Annotated in this window: 14 protein-coding genes; 9 read left to right on the top strand and 5 right to left on the bottom strand. The window is 34.8% G+C overall.

Features of this window, described 5'->3' with window-relative positions; genetic code table 11:
* Both DMA14_RS05075 and DMA14_RS22970 read right to left on the bottom strand, forming a co-directional pair.
* Positions 1-798: hypothetical protein (locus DMA14_RS05075; RefSeq protein ID WP_157957669.1), on the bottom strand; the 798-nt coding region annotated here is incomplete at its 3' end.
* A 6-nt stretch (positions 799-804) separates the two neighbouring features.
* Positions 805-1,707 carry a hypothetical protein gene (locus DMA14_RS22970; RefSeq protein WP_238989918.1) on the bottom strand — a complete coding sequence of 301 codons (903 nt, stop codon included), beginning with the start codon at positions 1,705-1,707 and terminating at the stop codon, positions 805-807.
* Between the two features lie 1,053 nt (positions 1,708-2,760).
* Here DMA14_RS22970 and DMA14_RS05060 point away from each other — a divergent pair.
* The 6 genes from DMA14_RS05060 (at position 2,761) to DMA14_RS05035 (ending at position 10,806) form a co-directional block, all read left to right on the top strand.
* Positions 2,761-3,855 (top strand): efflux RND transporter periplasmic adaptor subunit, encoded by a 1,095-nt coding sequence (locus DMA14_RS05060; RefSeq protein WP_238989917.1) that lies wholly within the window; start codon positions 2,761-2,763, stop codon positions 3,853-3,855.
* A gap of 50 nt (positions 3,856-3,905) precedes the next feature.
* The gene (locus DMA14_RS05055) at positions 3,906-7,022 is read left to right on the top strand and encodes an efflux RND transporter permease subunit (RefSeq protein ID WP_111423647.1); all 3,117 of its coding nucleotides are present in this window, start codon (positions 3,906-3,908) and stop codon (positions 7,020-7,022) included.
* Between the two features lie 193 nt (positions 7,023-7,215).
* Positions 7,216-8,700 (top strand): TolC family protein, encoded by a 1,485-nt coding sequence (locus DMA14_RS05050; protein ID WP_111423645.1) that lies wholly within the window; start codon positions 7,216-7,218, stop codon positions 8,698-8,700.
* Between the two features lie 155 nt (positions 8,701-8,855).
* Positions 8,856-9,416, top strand: a complete 561-nt coding sequence (locus tag DMA14_RS05045) for a Crp/Fnr family transcriptional regulator (protein ID WP_111423643.1) — start codon at positions 8,856-8,858, stop codon at positions 9,414-9,416.
* Positions 9,417-9,687: 271 nt separating this feature from the next.
* Complete coding sequence (locus DMA14_RS05040) at positions 9,688-10,014, top strand: DMT family transporter (protein ID WP_111423642.1); 327 nt, start codon at positions 9,688-9,690, stop codon at positions 10,012-10,014.
* A 345-nt stretch (positions 10,015-10,359) separates the two neighbouring features.
* Complete coding sequence (locus DMA14_RS05035) at positions 10,360-10,806, top strand: GNAT family N-acetyltransferase (protein WP_111423640.1); 447 nt, start codon at positions 10,360-10,362, stop codon at positions 10,804-10,806.
* A gap of 4 nt (positions 10,807-10,810) precedes the next feature.
* Here the strand turns inward: DMA14_RS05035 and DMA14_RS05030 are convergent, their stop codons facing one another.
* Complete coding sequence (locus DMA14_RS05030; protein ID WP_111423639.1) at positions 10,811-11,674, bottom strand: LysR family transcriptional regulator; 864 nt, start codon at positions 11,672-11,674, stop codon at positions 10,811-10,813.
* Between the two features lie 63 nt (positions 11,675-11,737).
* Between DMA14_RS05030 and DMA14_RS05025 the strand changes: the two genes are divergently transcribed.
* Positions 11,738-12,259, top strand: coding sequence for a GNAT family N-acetyltransferase (locus DMA14_RS05025; protein ID WP_111423637.1), 522 nt, complete (start codon positions 11,738-11,740; stop codon positions 12,257-12,259).
* A gap of 1 nt (position 12,260) precedes the next feature.
* Positions 12,261-13,148 (top strand): DMT family transporter, encoded by an 888-nt coding sequence (locus DMA14_RS05020; RefSeq protein WP_111423636.1) that lies wholly within the window; start codon positions 12,261-12,263, stop codon positions 13,146-13,148.
* A gap of 134 nt (positions 13,149-13,282) precedes the next feature.
* Here DMA14_RS05020 and DMA14_RS05015 read toward each other — a convergent pair whose 3' ends face one another.
* Both DMA14_RS05015 and DMA14_RS05010 read right to left on the bottom strand, forming a co-directional pair.
* Positions 13,283-14,617 (bottom strand): sensor histidine kinase, encoded by a 1,335-nt coding sequence (locus DMA14_RS05015; RefSeq protein WP_111423634.1) that lies wholly within the window; start codon positions 14,615-14,617, stop codon positions 13,283-13,285.
* 2 nt (positions 14,618-14,619) lie between these two features.
* Positions 14,620-15,969 (bottom strand): sigma-54-dependent transcriptional regulator, encoded by a 1,350-nt coding sequence (locus DMA14_RS05010; RefSeq protein ID WP_111423632.1) that lies wholly within the window; start codon positions 15,967-15,969, stop codon positions 14,620-14,622.
* A gap of 286 nt (positions 15,970-16,255) precedes the next feature.
* Between DMA14_RS05010 and DMA14_RS05005 the strand changes: the two genes are divergently transcribed.
* Positions 16,256-16,966: an ABC transporter ATP-binding protein gene (locus tag DMA14_RS05005; protein ID WP_111423630.1), complete on the top strand. Its 711-nt coding sequence runs from the start codon at positions 16,256-16,258 to the stop codon at positions 16,964-16,966.
* The last annotated feature ends 3 nt before the right edge of the window (positions 16,967-16,969 follow it).

Below are 16,969 nucleotides of genomic sequence, written 5' to 3'. Positions count from 1 at the left end.
AACTTGTTCTAATGTTGGCAAATCATATTCTTTTTTAAATACAAAATCTGACCAGCCTGTCATATCAACTTTTACCTCTTTGGAATGGATTGTGCCATTTACATCAAGTTTATTTGTTGGATTTGGTTGCCCAATACCTACATTCCCAGTATTTGAAATAGTCATTCTAGGACTATAATTAGTGATGAAATGGAGAGAATGATCTGTTTCTGTTCCAACGAAGCCTCCTCCACCAAACCAAGAAGCGTGAGAAAAAATACCAACTCTATTAGAAGAATTGGAAGAAGTTGCTATAATTTTTGCATTATCTAAACCATAAACATCTAAAACTCTCTGCCATCCCTGAACATTATAGGGATTAGCAGTCCCGATACCTAAATTACTTTTTAAGATATAATTATCGTTAACTCCGCTTATTTTTAAATTCCCTGAAGATTCAACATCGCTTTTCGAATCCAGCAACGTTCTCCATTCGCCCCATGTATTTTGATTGTAAAATGCACTTCTGTACAAAATTTGTCCTCCTTGCCAGTTATTATTAAAATAAAGCTGAGAGACAAGATGCGCAGATTTTCCGTAAATTTCTAGTAAAGAGCCATAATCAGATGGAGCATTTAAACCTCCGTAATTATCCCAAAGTTTTAAAGACATTGGGGTAATGTTAGATCTGGGGATGCTATTAAAATCTTTCTGTTCTGTAAGCCAATTCAAACTTTTTGAGCCTAGGTATCCATCAAATGTCTGACTATAAGTGAATGGATGGAATGCAATAAGCATTACTAGAAATATTTTTCTCATTTTAAATTAATTTAATTTGTGTTCCAATTTAGATAGTCTCTCTAAAATCAAACTCAAAGTTTCATTTTGTTTTTTTAGTGAATCAACTTGATCTTTAAGGCTTGTTATTTGATCATACTGTGTATTGTTTTTCTTGTTCTGCTGAATTATATACAAAGTCAGTTCCTCAATCTTCTGCAAAAACTTAGCATTCATTTCACCAAGATTAATTCCGTTCTCTAAAACCTCCTTTTCACTTGGAATATTTTCTAAATGCCCTTTTTCTGCAATATGTTTTTCTACCTCTTCAAGTGTTGGCAGATTGTATTCTTTTTTAAAGACAAAATCTGACCAGCCCGTCATATCAACTTTTACTTCTTGCGAATGGATAGTCCCTTTAACATCCAGTTTATTAGTAGGATTAGTAACACCAATGCCAACATTACCGGAGTATGGTTGCATTACTACCGGTTTTCCTAATATATCATATATTAGTAGAGATTTTGCAACTCCGTAACTTCTCAAATAAGCATTGTTCGCATCAGAGCTTAATTCGCTATAATAAGAAGAATTAGTCTCTCTGAACATCGCAGTACCAATAACATCTAATTTACTTAGAGGATTTGTTGTTCCAATACCAACATTACCGGAGTATGGTTGCATTACTACCGGTTTTCCTAATATATCATATATTAGTAGAGATTTTGCAACTCCGTAACTTCTCAAATAAGCATTGTTCGCATCAGAGCTTAATTCGCTATAATAAGAAGAATTAGTCTCTCTGAACATCGCAGTACCAATAACATCTAATTTACTTAGAGGATTTGTTGTTCCAATACCAACCTTACCGTTCTCAGGAAAAGGATAAGTATTTTGGGCATAATTTATTTTTGAAAAAAATACAATAATTAATAAAAAAATCTTTCTCATAACATTAGTTCTATCTACTTATTTTAAACATAATACTTAACTTACAAAAAAATAGTTAAGAATGCAAATTAACAAAACTTAAAGCAATAATTTTACGGCTTTCCACAATTACAATATTTTTTATTAACTCAACTTCATATCTATCTAATTTAAAACACTTTAATATTAGCCTTATATTTAAAATTGCAAAAAGAGAATTCTTTTTTGCGCTTTTGAAGAAATAATTTTTGTATTTACCTAATATTTAGATATTAAACTAAATAAAGTCAAATTCTTATTAACAGACTTCAGATACCCCCCCTAAAAATCAACTCCAATTATTATCAAATTTTTAAATCTCATAGTTTTTAGAAAAATTTTAAGAAACCTTATTTTTCAAATTACTATATTTGGCGCACCTTAAAGAATAATTAATCCCACTTTCTAAGGAACAAAATGTAATTCCTGCTGTAATTGTATGAAACCCACTAAGTTCATATATATCGTTTTACTTTCGCTGCTTTGCTTTTTCAGAGGCACCGAAACGTATTCGCCGATTTATACTTTCAGCAGCTGTATTACTTTAGATAGCGTTGCGGCAGACGATACACAGATTTTTTCTTCCGACTTTTCTTCTTCTAAAAATTTAGAAGTTCATTATAAGCTCAAAAAGAAAATGAAATGCAGAGCGACTACTTTAGAACAAAGTACGATCAAAGCTCCGTATCTCAGTAATTTAGTCAACTTCAAGCTTTATAAAGAAAGCTTAATCTATGGTATAGCTTCAATATACCACATTGAAAGACACCCCCACTTGCATTTGTACCAGTTATTCTAGACTGATGTATTTCGTTGTTTTTATATTCTAGTTTTCTGGAAAAATACCTCATTTACGTATGTGATTGAGCAATTATTGCTATAAAAACACCTCTAAACGGTACTTTTCTAAAAGAGAAGCCTCCGAATCCATTTTTATTTTCTGTTTCGATTTTTATCGAATACAAAATCCAAATTCATACTCCCGATATTTTAATATCAAGGGAGAAAATCTATTTATTCAAAAATTTAAACCTAATGATGAGCATTTATAAAAATCCATTTCTTTTATGCACCTTGGCTTTATTCGTTTTAGTCTCGTGCGGAGATAAATCAAAAAAAGATTCTAACAACATAAAAACGTTTCCTGTTTATAAGGTAACTCTAAAAGACACCATAGTTTCGAGCAAATTTGTTGCCGATGTACATGCTAAAAACAATGTAGAAATTCACGTTCGTATTCCAGGTTTATTAGACAAGGTATACGTTAGCGAAGGACAAAAAGTAAAAAAAGGGCAAATTCTTTTTAAAATAAGCGATGTTGAACTTCAAATTCAATTGCTAAAAGCCGAAGCCGTTTACAAAAGCGCAAAAGCCGATTTACGAATTGCAACTGTAGAACTAGAGCAGGCGCAAACCCTTTTCAATAAAAAAGTAATTGCAGATAAAGAATTAGAATTATCTAAAGCAAAAAATGATGCCGCTTCCGCGAAATTGGCTCATGCTGCTGCAGAAAGAAAAGCAATCAACCAACAGATTAGCTTTACCACAATCCGTGCGCCGTTTGATGGAACAGTTGACCGTATTCCGTTTAAGGAAGGAAGTTTAGTAGAAAACGGTTCATTATTGACTACTGTTTCTCAATTAGACGATGTGTACGCCTATTTCTCGATCCCTGAGAATACCTATTTCCAAATGATGGAAGACAAAACCTTAAATACGCAAGGCGATATCAAATTGGTATTGCCAAACGGACAAGTTTACGATCAAAAAGGAGAATTAAGAACTGCTGATGGAGATATCGACAGACAAACAGGTTCTATTCAATACAAAGCAAAATTTCACAATCCGCAAGGATTTATCAAACACGGAACTTCTGGAAAACTGATTATTTCAGAGCCAAAAACCAATGCAATTTTAATTCCGCAGAAAGCTGTTTTTTCTATTCAGGACAAACAATACGTTTTCCGCGTGAACAAAGATGGAGTAGTTAAAATGACGAATGTTACAATCGAAACGACTCTAGATGATGTGTATATCTTAAATGATGGTCTAAAAAGCGATGACCTAATTGTACAAGAAGGCACACAATCATTAAGAGACGGCGATAAAATCAACATGAAACAAATGTAGGTTATCGATCTGTAAAACAGTTATTTAATTATTTATCTAAAACATTTAAAATGATAGAGTTATTTATCAGGAGGAAAATATTGTCATTAATCATCTCGGTTATGATAGTCCTTCTGGGATTGCTGGCATTGTTTCAGCTTCCCATTACCCAATTCCCAGACATTGTACCACCGTCTGTAACCGTTACAGCAAAATATACAGGAGCAAACGCAGAGGTTTCGGCCAATGCCGTCGCCCTTCCATTAGAAAGAGCCATCAATGGTGTACCCGGAATGACGTATATGTCAACCGTAACATCCAATGATGGATTGACTTTAATTCAGGTTTTCTTTGAAGTAGGAACCGATCCCGATCTGGCTGCCGTAAACGTGCAGAACAGGGTTACCACGATTTTGGACGAACTTCCAGAAGAGGTAATTCGTGCCGGGGTTACAACCGAAAAAGAGGTAAACAGTATGTTGATGTACCTGAACATTACGAGTACTGACAAAACTCAGGACGAGCAGTTTATCTTCAACTTTACCGATATTAATATTCTTCAGGAATTAAAACGTATTGATGGTGTTGGACGTGCCGAAATCATGGGTCAGAAAGAATATTCGATGCGTGTATGGTTAGATCCAGAAAAGATGCTTTCGTATAATATTTCGGCAAATGAAGTTATTGCTTCACTTCAAAAACAAAACATTTCTGCCGCGCCTGGTAAAGTGGGTGAAGGTTCAGGGCAAATGAACAATCAATTACAATACGTAATTAAATATGGAGGAAAGTTCTTCGAGCCAAAACAATATGAAGAAATTCCGTTAAGAGCCAATTCAGACGGAACTATTTTAAGATTAAAAGACATTTCGAAAATTGAATTTGGTGCCATGAGTTACGGAATGGTTTCTAAAACCGACGGAAAACCTTCAGCATCAATCATGTTGAAACAACGTCCAGGTTCGAACGCTTCTGAGGTTATTGCCAGCGTAAAAGAAAAAATGACCGAATTAAAAGGTTCTTCTTTTCCTCCTGGAATGGAATTTAACATTGCTTATGATGTATCTCGTTTCCTCGACGCTTCGATTCACGAAGTATTGAGAACTTTGGTTGAAGCCTTTATTTTGGTAGCATTTGTAGTTTTCCTTTTCCTTCAAGATTGGAGATCGACTTTAATTCCAGTATTGGCAGTTCCTGTGGCGCTTATCGGTTCGTTTACCTTTATGTCGATGATGGGATTCTCAATCAACTTATTAACGCTTTTCGCTTTAGTACTTTCTATCGGAATTGTGGTTGATAATGCGATTGTCGTCGTCGAAGCCGTTCACGTAAAAATCTCCGAAGAACATATGTCGCCAATGGAAGCTACCATTAGCGCCATGAAAGAAATTACAGGAGCCGTTATTGCAATTACGATTGTAATGGCAGCCGTGTTTATTCCGGTTGCATTCTTGAGCGGTCCTGTCGGGGTTTTCTACAGGCAGTTCTCATTGACAATGGCGATAAGTATCGTAATTTCTGGTATTAACGCTCTTACCCTTACTCCTGCCCTTTGTGCTATTATGCTAAAAGCACATGATCCTAACAAAGAGAAAAAATCACTTTTAGATCGTTTCTTCCATAGATTCAACCATTGGTTCGATAATATTACTTCAAAATACATCAAAGTATTAGTAAAATTTGCTGATCGTAACACTGTAACCGTTGGTTTATTAGTGCTGTTTTGTGTATTGACTTGGGGAACAACCAAATTTTTAGCATCAGGATTTATCCCAACTGAAGATCAGGGAATGGTTTACGTGAGTGTTACAACACCACAAGGAGCAACAGTTGAACGTACTGAAAAAGCTCTAGACGAAGTAACTAAAATTGCACAAGGAATTAAAGGTGTCGACAACGTAACGACTCTTGCGGGATACAGTATTGTAACTGAAATTGCAGGAGCTTCCTACGGAATGGGAATGATTAACCTAAAAGACTGGAGCGAACGTGATATTTCGGTAACCGAATTCATGGCAGAACTTACAGAAAAAACTAAAAACATTACCGATGCACAAATCGAGATTTTTGCACCGCCAACCGTTCCAGGATTTGGTAACACAAGTGGTTTTGAGCTTCGTTTACTGGATAAATCTGGAGGAAGCATTACCAATACCGATAAAGTAACCAAAGAATTCATCAAAGAACTAAATGCTTCGCCAGAAATTCAGAACTCTTTTTCGAGTTTTGATGCTACTTTCCCGCAATATTTAATTCATATTGATTACGATTTGGCGGCCAAAAAAGGAATTTCCGTAGACAATGCCATGTCGACTTTACAAACCATGTTAGGTTCGTTTTACGCAACCAATTTTATACGTTTTTCTCAAATGTATAAAGTAATGGTTCAGGCAAGTCCGCAATTCCGTCAAAATCCAGAAAGTATTTTGGATATGTATTTGAAGAATGAAGCAGGCGAAATGGTTCCGTTTTCTACTTTCATCAAATTAGAAAGAGTTTATGGTCCAGAAGTTCTAACACGTTACAACATGTACATGTCGGCTATGATCAATGGTGAACCTGCTGAAGGTTACAGCTCTGGAGATGCCATTGCTGCTGTTGAAAAAATTGCTGCCGAAAAACTCCCAAGCCGTTTCGAATTGGAATGGTCTGGTATGACACGTGAAGAGATTTTATCAGGAAACCAGACGATCTACATTTTTGCGCTTTGTATACTTTTTGTATACTTATTATTAGCCGCACAATACGAAAGTTTATTGCTTCCGTTCCCAGTATTGTTGAGTCTTCCGGTTGGAGTTTTCGGTTCTTACATTGCGCTTGTTATGGTTGGACTAGACAATAACATCTATGCCCAAGTAGCACTCGTCATGCTGATTGGTCTGCTCGCCAAGAACGCCATTCTGATTGTTGAGTTTGCCATGGCGCAGAACAAGCTCGGACGTGATATTGTCGAAGCGGCGATTGAAGGAGCAAGACTACGTTTCCGTCCAATTTTGATGACCTCATTTGCTTTTATTTCAGGATTGATTCCGTTGTGTATCGCTTCTGGTGCGGGTGCAATTGGTAACCGTTCGATTGGTACAGCAGCTGCGGGTGGAATGTTAATTGGAACTGTATTTGGTCTTTTAATCATTCCTGGACTTTACATACTGTTTGCTAAATTGGAAAAACGAATGAGTAAATCTTAATGCGTAATTTTTTAAACACATAGATTCATAGGATTTAAAAAAGCGTGAAAAAGGCGTTTCACTAGCATAAACACACATAGGCTATGTGTTAGAAACTAGTTTCTTTCAACTCCCTTTTCAAAAAAAAAGAAAATCTATGTTTCTATGTGTTAAATAAAAAAACGCACAGAAGATTGAACAAATAAATTAAACAATGAAAGAGATATTAAATCAATATAAAAATACTGATATGATAAGGACAACCAAAAGTGCCGTTGTAATAACCGGAGTTTTGCTTTTAACGGCTTGTTCGGCACCAAAAGTCAGTAACAAACTAGACGCTGCAAAGCTTCCAGAAAATTTTGATGCACAAAGAAAAGAAGCATCAAACGAGACTTTTATTCCTTTAAAAACAGAAACCTTTTTTAAAGATCCAAAATTAGAAGACCTATTAAAAAAAGCCATTACCAAGAATCCTGACTATTTAATCATGCAGGAAAGAATTTTAATTGCCAATTCGCATTTAAAGGTAGCAAAACTAGCACTTCTTCCCTCTTTAGATCTTGTGGCCGATGCTTCTGGAACACATTACGGAAAATATACAATGGATGGAGTTGGTAACTTTGATACCAATTTTTCTCAAAATATTAGCGACAAACAAAGAATCAATGAAGACCTTACTCCTAACCTATTTTTGGGAGCCAAAGTTTCTTGGGAAGCTGACATTTGGGGAAAACTGAGCAATCGAAAAAAAGCAGCTCAACAGCGATTTTTTGCTTCTCAGCAAGGAATGCGTTTGCTGCAAACACGCCTTTTAGGAGATGTTGCCGACTTGTATTTCAAATTGATCGCTTTAGACAAACAAGCGGCGATTTACGACAACAACTTGAAAACGCAGGAAAAAGCGCTTGATATTGTTTCGGCACAAAGATCGGTTGGAAAAGCGACAGAATTGGCTGTACAGCAGTTTAATGCGCAAAACAATAACATTCACGCCGAAGCGTCAGAATTAAAATTAAGCATTGATCAAACCGAAAAAGCATTATTAACGCTTTTAGGAGAATATGGCGGAAAAATTGAAAGAAGCAGCGATTTCTTATCTGGACATTTGGAGGTTTTAAACCAAAAAATCAGCGTGGATTCTATCATTCACAAAAGACCCGATGTATCTGAAGCTTATTTCGAATTATTAGCCAGTAATGCTGATGCTAAATCGGCTCGTGCTGCTTTTTTCCCAACTGTAAATCTGGGTGGATATGCGGGTTTCAACTCGTTTTCATTTAACACTTTCTTTGATGCTGGTTCTTTCGCTTGGCAGATATTGGGCGGATTAACAGCTCCCGTTTTCAACAAAGGGCAGATTAAACAAGAGTTTTATGTTTCAAACAGAAGACAGGAAATTTCATTTCTGCAATATCAAAACACAGTTACAACAGCTTTCAACGAGTTAAGTGCTCTATTGCATAGAAATCAAGCTTATGAAGATGTTTTAAAATATAAATTAAACGAAATTGATCATCTCGAAATTGCGGTAAATGTCTCAAACGATTTGTATTTGAGCGGTTATGCCAATTATTTGGAAATCATCAATGCACAAAAAAATAAATTGCAGGCCGAATTGGACTTTGTCGATATCCAACTTCGAAATGCAAACTCTCAAGTATTGCTTTATAAGGCTTTAGGAGGAGGAATAAATTAGTTTATATGTTGGTCAAAAATGGCTTCTGTTTATAATAGCTCATCGCAGAGGTTGTTTTATATCCCATTTCTTTTGAAATGGGATTTTTTTATTAAAGTAACTTCATTTTGCCGTTTTACTTTTTACCTTTATTCTAAAATACTAAAATTCCGTTGATGGATATTTCTAAAATTCTGGATCACATACACGAACTTCCTGAACAGTCTAAACTTGCTCTGCAAAACAATGTTATAGAAATAGCATTTTCTAAAGGACATATTTTGCTAAAAGCCAATAAAGTAGAATCTAATATTTATTTTATAAAGAAAGGATTGGTAAGAGCTTTTGTAGAAAGAGATAACGAAGTGACGTTTTGGTTTGGAAAAGAAGGCGAAACCATCATTTCGATGAAAAGTTACGTTGAAGATCAGCCTGGATATGAAACTATCGAACTTTTGGAAGACTGCGAATTATACGAACTCAAAACAGAAAACCTGAGAAAACTCTTTAATGAGGATGTTCACATCGCCAATTGGGGACGAAAATTTGCAGAAAAGGAATTGATCAAAACCGAAGAACGCTTGATTTCTAAACAGTTCAAAAATGCTTCTGAACGTTATTTGGAGTTAATGAAAGATCATCCCGAACTCTTGCAAAGAGTACAGTTAGGTCATATTGCCTCTTATTTGGGAATAACACAAGTGAGTTTAAGCAGAATACGTGCAGAAATAAAATAACACAGTTAGTGTAAATTATTTTAACACATAGAAACATAGCTTTTAGAAACTTTAAAAAAGGCGTTTCACTAATTTCAATACACATAGCTATGTGTGAAAGCTAGCTTTTTCTCTAATCTTATAAAAGGAGCAATTAAAAAATCTATCTTTCTATGTGTTAAAATTAAATTTTGTTCTAGTTCAATGGTAGTAAAATAACTTCATTTTTTATCATTTGTTAATTTTTTTCTGATTTCCATAAAAGAACTTTGCATCACAAAATTTTAACTATATGAACTGGATTATTTTAATCATCGCGGGTCTATTTGAAGTAGCCTTCGCATCATGTCTTGGAAAAGCAAAAGCAACTACTGGAACCGAAATGTACTATTGGTATATTGGTTTCTTTATATCTTTAACCATTAGTATGCTTTTACTAATGAAAGCTACAGAAACGCTTCCACTAGGAACTGCTTATGCTGTTTGGACAGGAATTGGTGCTGTGGGAACTGTATTGGTCGGAATTTTTGTTTTTAAAGAACCGGCAGCTTTCTGGAGATTATTTTTTTTAGCAACATTGGTAGGTTCTATTGTTGGGTTAAAGGCGGTTTCTCACTAAAAATATATTTTACAATTATACTCAACTTTGTCAAAGTTTCGAACTTTGACAAAGTTTTTTTGTTTTTAAACACATATAAATTTCCCCAATCTTGTCATTCTGAGGAACGAAGAATCACACGCGGGATTCGATAAAGATTGGAGAAATTCGGTACGGAGTTTCTAGTGTGATTCTTCGTTCCTCAGAATGACAAGCTGTTAGCAGAAATTTGTCAAAGTTTAAAACTTTGACAAAGTTAATCCTTGAAACAACTAATGCAATTCCAACATCACATGATAAAAAAATAGCATTTTTAATCATTATTCTCTCCTTTATCTTTGTCAAAAAATAAAGCCTAAAATTAAAATGACATTCAGCCATTCCATTAAATCTTTTGACGAATTAACCAATCACGAAATGTACAATATGCTTCGGTTAAGAAGCGACGTCTTTGTAGTAGAACAAAATTGTCCTTATCTCGATTTAGACAATAAAGACCAGAAAGGTTTTCATTTATTGTATTATGTCGATAACGAATTGGCAGGTGTGACTCGTTTACTTCCAAAAGGAGTATCGTATGATGAAGTTTCAATAGGAAGAGTTGTAATTGCAAGATCGCATCGCGGATTAGGTTTAGGAGTAAAACTAATGGAAGCTTCAATTGCAGGCTGCGAAGAGAAATTCGGAAAAGGTTCAATACGAATTAGTGCGCAATACCATTTATCCAAATTTTATCAATCTTTAGGATTTGTAGAACAAGGTGAAGTGTATGATGAAGACGGAATTCCGCATATCGGAATGCTTAGAGCTTAACGATTTACGGAATAATCAATTTCAAAACATTGGCCAGCACGGGATTATGGTCTTCGGTTCTCCAATTGACATATAAATCGGTTTCTAGCGGTAATTTTATAAATCGGATTCCTGGAATTTCATGAAAGACATACGAATCTGGTAAAATCGCGATTCCGAGTCCTTTTCGAACCAAAGCGATTATAGAAGAACCAAATTCTGACTGAAGATAGGCTTCTGGCGCGTTATCCAAAGAATTGAATAATCTCTGAATAAGGTCGCTGTAACTGCTCCCTTCGTCATTAGTTGGCAAAATAAACTTTTGAGAAGCAAGGGTTTCTTTAGTAAAATCCTCTGGCGTTTGATATGGATGATCTTCTGGAACAACAACTGCTAAGTGATCGGTATAGATTTTTTGAGATTGAATATCTTTTGAATTATTGATATCTCTGGTAATCGCCAGATCTATTTTATAATTTCGCAAAAAATCCTGCTGATTCTCGTACAGCACCTGAACCAGTTTGATTTTTAGTTTTGGAAAAGCTTCTGAAATACGAGATAAAATTTCGGGCATTAGAGAAGCCGAAATAGAATCGGGATGAGAAATGGTAATGGTACCGCTCTCCCCTAACTGAATCTGGCGGGCAGATTGATGAATAAACTCCAGTTTACTCAATTCGACCTCCCATTTTTCTTTTAAGAATTGGCCAGCAGCAGTAAGTTTTACATTGCGTTTGTTACGTTCAAACAACTGAACGACAAGCTGATTTTCAAGTGATTGAATCTGACGGCTGAGTGCCGATTGTGTAATATTCATTTTTCCGGCGGTGTTCCAGAAATGAAGTTCGCGGGCCAAAGCCAAAAAATATTTAATCTGCTGTAAATCCATTGATGCAATTTACGCATTTATCGCAAACAAAAAATAGCTTTTAACGCATTAAAGAAATAAGAAATGAACACGCTAAAAATAACCAAAGCCACAACAGATGACGTTTTAAAGCTTCAATCCATTGGCAGACAAACCTTTTCTGAAACCTTCGCCGATGTAAACAGCGAAGAAAACATGAAAAAATATCTGGATGAAAGCTTCGCTACAGAAAAACTGACTTCAGAATTAAACAATCTTTCATCGTATTTCTATTTAGCTGTTTTAGATGAAAAAATAATCGGTTACTTAAAATTGAATACAGCCGATGCACAAACCGAAAAAGAAGATTTAAATGCCTTAGAAATAGAACGTATTTATGTGGCAAAGGAATTTCATGGTAAAAAAGTCGCACAGGCATTATATGCTCAAGCAGAACAAATGGCTGAAGAAATAAAAGCTTCGTACATGTGGCTTGGCGTTTGGGAAAAGAATTTCAGAGCTGTAAGTTTCTACACTAAAAACGGTTTCGTACAATTTGACACCCATATTTTTAGATTAGGCAACGACGAGCAAACCGATTTAATGATGAAAAAAGTATTGATTTAAAATGGAAAGAAGACAGCTTTTATTGTTTTTATTAATTCTTGGCACTGCCTTTTGGGGAGTATCTTACTCTGTTACGAAAATGGCAATTGGCCACTATTCGCTAAATGTATTTTTATTTTATCGTTTCCTTCTGGCTGTTGTGGTATTGAGTATTATTTTTTGGAAATATGTCAAAGATATTAATCGAGTAGCCATTAAAACAGGATTTTTGCTTGCCGTACCAATGTTTCTAGGCATTCAGCTTCAAACTGTTGGACTTAAATATACAGACGCTTCTCAATGCTCTTTTATTGCTGGATTAACCGTAATTATTATTCCGTTATTAAAACTAGCGATTTATAAAACCAACGCTTCACTAAAAATCTGGATTGCCGCTTTGACGGCTTTAACTGGGTTATTTATTATTGCCATTCAGGATAAGTTTATCATAAACTTTGGAGACTTATTTACCATTGCGGGAGCCTTTGCTTTTGCAGTTTATTTGATTGCTGTTGAAAAGCATTCGGCGACCAAAAACCTTTTGTATTCGATTGTGCCAATGTTTGCGTTTTGTGCGCTTTTTACATTTTTTATAGCGTTAACAGACAGTAGATCAGAATGGTTACCTCAAAATAATACGTTTTGGACGGGCGTAATTTACTGTGCTTTGTTTTCTACGGCTTTTATGTATACGGTTTCAAATATATCGCAGCGTTATTTATCGGCAGAACGCGTAGCGGTAATTTATTTGTTTGAGCCTGTTTTTGGCGCAATTGGAGCTTTTTTTATTTTGGGAGAAAACTTATCATGGCGTTTACTTTTAGGCGGAACGTTGATTTTTTCTGCTACAATTATTTCTGAAGTCAATTTTAAAAGCGAAAAATTAAAGCTGTTGATTAGAAAAAACTAATATTTTAAAATATTTCACGCAGATTTAAAAAGATTTAAGCAGATCAACGCAGATTTTTATTTTAATAAATCTTTTAAAATCTGCAAAAATCTGCTGAATCTGCGTGAAAAAATTTAAACCTTTTTTTAGGCTAATCAATCCTCAATCAAAGAAATCTCAAAAATCGTTTTTCCATTTTCGGTTTTATGCGAAATATAACCGCCGTGTGCTTCAATAATATTTTTAGATAAAGTCAATCCAATTCCCGCGCCTTCAGTTCGGGTGGTGAAAAACGGAAGAAATATTTTGTCCTCAATTTCTTTTTCAATTCCTTTTCCAGAATCCGTAACTTTTATAAAAATGCGATTGTTTTTGGCTTCCGCCGAAATCGAAATTTGTTTCAGATTACTGTTTTCTAAAGCATTAATCGAATTCGTCAATAAGTTAATCAATACCTGCTCTATCTGCTGCGAATCGATATTTATCAGATAGTTTTGGGTAACAGCATTGATCACTTCAATATTACTTTGCCTAAATAACGGATTCATAACCTGAATACAGTTTTCAGTTATGTGTTGCAGTGAAGTTTTTTCTTTTTTAGGCGAAGGAAGCATAGCCAGTTTTCGATATCCTTCAACAAATTTCTGCAAATGATCGCTTCGTCTCAGCATTGTATGAACGCTATGTTTGATATCTTCTAAGTCTTCTGTCGAAAGCGAATCTTGTTCTACTAAATCTTCCAAGTTTTGGCAAATCGAACGAATTGGCGTTATAGAATTTAGCAATTCATGCGAAATCACTTTCATCAAATTAATCCACGCATCTTTTTCTTTCTTTTCTACTACATTTTGAATGGAATCTAATAGAACAATAAAATAATCCTGACCGAAAATTTCAGTTCGTGAAGCCTGCAAAACAAATGTCTGTTTGCTTTGTTCATTTATACTGAGCTCAATTGAAGTTTTAATTTCATGAAAATCATCTTCTTCGATAATTTCACATAAAGACGGCAACTGATTTTTAAGATATTTCCATTTTGAAACTTTCGGAACATTAAAATGGCTCGAAAAATAATCGTTCATCAAAAAAATACTCCAATCGCTTTCTTGTTTCTGCAAAATAATAACACCCGATTCTATATTGTTTAAAATCGAACGGTAAATAATATCTCTCGTAACTTGCTCATTTTGTTTACTTTTTAAAGTTTCATACAAGGTAAAAAGCTCGTTATATGTACTATTGAATTTATGTTTTGAGAAATCGGAACTAAAATCATCCTGCAATATTGAAGAAATGGTTTTATTGTAAATCAGAACCATATTTCTAACATAAAAATACATTTCCCTTCCAAGCAGAAAAACCATGCAGAGACCAAAAATTCCAGTAAAAAGCAAACCAATTCTAAAGAAATACAGCGACAATTCGATTCCGATTACAATAAAAATTAATCGCAGAAAAAGGAGTTTGTAAGTTTGTAAAGTCCGCAACATAGTTAATCGATATTGATATTAAATTTCTCCAAACGTCGGTAAAGCGCACCTCTTGACAAACCAAGTTCTTCGGCAGTTTTGCTGATATTATTATTGTTTTTGAGAAGTGCTTTTTCAACCGCAGCCTTTTCAACCGAAGAAAGCTGAATGTCATCTGAGTTTTCCTCGTAAGGCGTTATCGTTTCTAAATCCAGATCAGAAACGGTTATGGTGTTGTTTTCGCAAAGAATTACTGCACGTTCAATCTTATTCTCCATTTCACGAATGTTTCCGTTCCAAGCGTGTTTCTCAATCTGTTCTAAGACTTTTTTATCAAAAGCAATTTCATCCCTGCCGTATTTTTTGATCATTTTATCCAAAAGATATTCAGCAAGCGGAATCTTATCTTCGTGTCGTTCTCTTAACGGAGGCAAAACAATTTCCATTGTATTGATGCGATAATACAAATCTTCACGGAAGTTTTTATCGGCAACTTCCAGTTTTAAATTCAAATTGGTTGCCGTAATAATGCGAACATTCAAAGGTCTTGCTTTCGTTTCTCCTAATCTCGTTACGGTTTTTGTTTGAATTACTTGAAGCAGTTTTGATTGCAGATGAAGCGGAACATTTCCTATTTCATCCAAAAAAATGGTTCCGTTCTGTGCCATTTCAAAACGTCCAGCTGTATCGGTTTTAGCATCAGTAAAAGCGCCTTTGGCATAACCAAACAATTCGCTTTCAAAAATGTTCGAATTTAAAGAACCCAAATCGACTGCAATAAATGGCTGATTTTTTCTTTCTGATTGCGAATGAATATGATGTGCGAGAACAAATTTTCCTGTTCCGTTTTCACCCAAAATCAAAACATTTGCATCGGTTTTGGCGACTTTATCTGCTAGAGAATATGCCTTTTTTATAATCTCAGAACTGCCAACAAAAAAGTCCTCTTTTATCTCAACATCTTTAGTCTTTTTCTGTTCTTTACGAGCTTTATTGACTGCTTGTTTTACCGATTCTAAAAGCTTTTTATTTTCCCAAGGTTTCAGAATATAATCAAAAGCACCCGATTTTAAACCTTCAACAGCGGTTTCTACTTTTCCGAAAGCGGTCATTAGAATTACCACCGTTTTTGGCGAAAGTGTTTTTATTTCTTTCAATAAATACAAACCTTCTCTCCCATCTTCAAATCCTAATCTGTAATTCATATCCAAAAGGACGACATCAATGGCGTTTTTTGCCAATAATTCGACAATGTTTTTCGGATTATTGAGCGTATAAATGTTTTCAAAATACTTTTTCAGATAGACTTTTGATGCAAAAAGAATGTCTTCCTGATCGTCGATGATTAAAATAGATGCGTTGGTCTTTTTCATTATTGTTCAGTTTTGGACGAAAGGTGTCCACTTATGGACAGTTTAAATTTATTCAGAAAAATAATCCCTTAAAAACAAGGCGTTTACAATGTTTAATTTACTGGCACGAAAATCACATTAGAACTTGTAAATCATTAATAATTAACCTCTTTCGGAAGTACAAATAACAAAATAAATAGCGATAAATTAAAAATAATTTATCTTAATTTTCAGACTTGTTTCTGTCATTTCCAAAGGGCATAAAAATTTTAAAAGAAATCAATCAAAAATCAAAAACAGTCAAATCATGATTACCATTACAAAACTTTCAAAAGTATTTAGAACTGAGGAATTAGAAACCAAAGCATTAAGTGAAATTTCGTTAACTATCAATCAAGGCGATTTTGTATCTATTATGGGACCGTCTGGAAGCGGAAAATCGACTTTGTTGAACATTATTGGACTTCTAGACAGCGCTTCAAGCGGAAGCTACCAGCTTCTAGATCAGGAAATGGTGGGTTTAAAGGAAAAACAAAAATCGCAAGCCAGAAAAGAAAGCATTGGATTCATCTTCCAAAACTTCAACTTAATTGATGAATTATCTGTTTTTGACAACATCGAATTACCTTTAATTTACAGCAATGTTCCTTCTGCCGAAAGAAAATCACGAGTAAACGAAATGGCAAAAATTTTGGGAATCGCACATAGATTGAAGCATTTTCCGCAACAGCTTTCAGGCGGACAACAGCAGCGTGTAGCCGTGGCAAGAGCTTTAATCAATGATCCTAAAATTATTTTGGCCGATGAGCCAACAGGAAACTTGGACAGCCGAAATGGAAACGAAGTGATGGAATTGTTGACCGATCTTCATGCCAGCGGATCAACAATTTTGATGGTAACACACTCAGATTACGATGCTTCTTTCTCACAAAGAACTATTTTAATGAAAGATGGTGAAATCCTTTCTGAAAAAGTGAATCATAGAAATGTAGATGTTTTGGTAAATTCAAACTACTAAGAT

Origin of the sequence: Flavobacterium sharifuzzamanii (assembly GCF_003254585.1) — a bacterium.
In the GTDB taxonomy this organism is placed as follows: domain Bacteria; phylum Bacteroidota; class Bacteroidia; order Flavobacteriales; family Flavobacteriaceae; genus Flavobacterium; species Flavobacterium sharifuzzamanii.
This window is presented reverse-complemented; position numbering and strand designations above follow the sequence as displayed.

Coding starts and splice junctions, on each gene's coding strand:
- DMA14_RS05050 (WP_111423645.1), top strand. CDS start 7,216: ATGAAAGAGATATTAAATCAATATAAAAATACTGATATGATAAGGACA.
- DMA14_RS22970 (WP_238989918.1), bottom strand. CDS start 1,707: ATGAGAAAGATTTTTTTATTAATTATTGTATTTTTTTCAAAAATAAAT.
- DMA14_RS05045 (WP_111423643.1), top strand. CDS start 8,856: ATGGATATTTCTAAAATTCTGGATCACATACACGAACTTCCTGAACAG.
- DMA14_RS05060 (WP_238989917.1), top strand. CDS start 2,761: ATGATGAGCATTTATAAAAATCCATTTCTTTTATGCACCTTGGCTTTA.
- DMA14_RS05010 (WP_111423632.1), bottom strand. CDS start 15,969: ATGAAAAAGACCAACGCATCTATTTTAATCATCGACGATCAGGAAGAC.
- DMA14_RS05055 (WP_111423647.1), top strand. CDS start 3,906: ATGATAGAGTTATTTATCAGGAGGAAAATATTGTCATTAATCATCTCG.
- DMA14_RS05020 (WP_111423636.1), top strand. CDS start 12,261: ATGGAAAGAAGACAGCTTTTATTGTTTTTATTAATTCTTGGCACTGCC.
- DMA14_RS05005 (WP_111423630.1), top strand. CDS start 16,256: ATGATTACCATTACAAAACTTTCAAAAGTATTTAGAACTGAGGAATTA.
- DMA14_RS05025 (WP_111423637.1), top strand. CDS start 11,738: ATGAACACGCTAAAAATAACCAAAGCCACAACAGATGACGTTTTAAAG.
- DMA14_RS05015 (WP_111423634.1), bottom strand. CDS start 14,617: ATGTTGCGGACTTTACAAACTTACAAACTCCTTTTTCTGCGATTAATT.
- DMA14_RS05030 (WP_111423639.1), bottom strand. CDS start 11,674: ATGGATTTACAGCAGATTAAATATTTTTTGGCTTTGGCCCGCGAACTT.
- DMA14_RS05040 (WP_111423642.1), top strand. CDS start 9,688: ATGAACTGGATTATTTTAATCATCGCGGGTCTATTTGAAGTAGCCTTC.
- DMA14_RS05035 (WP_111423640.1), top strand. CDS start 10,360: ATGACATTCAGCCATTCCATTAAATCTTTTGACGAATTAACCAATCAC.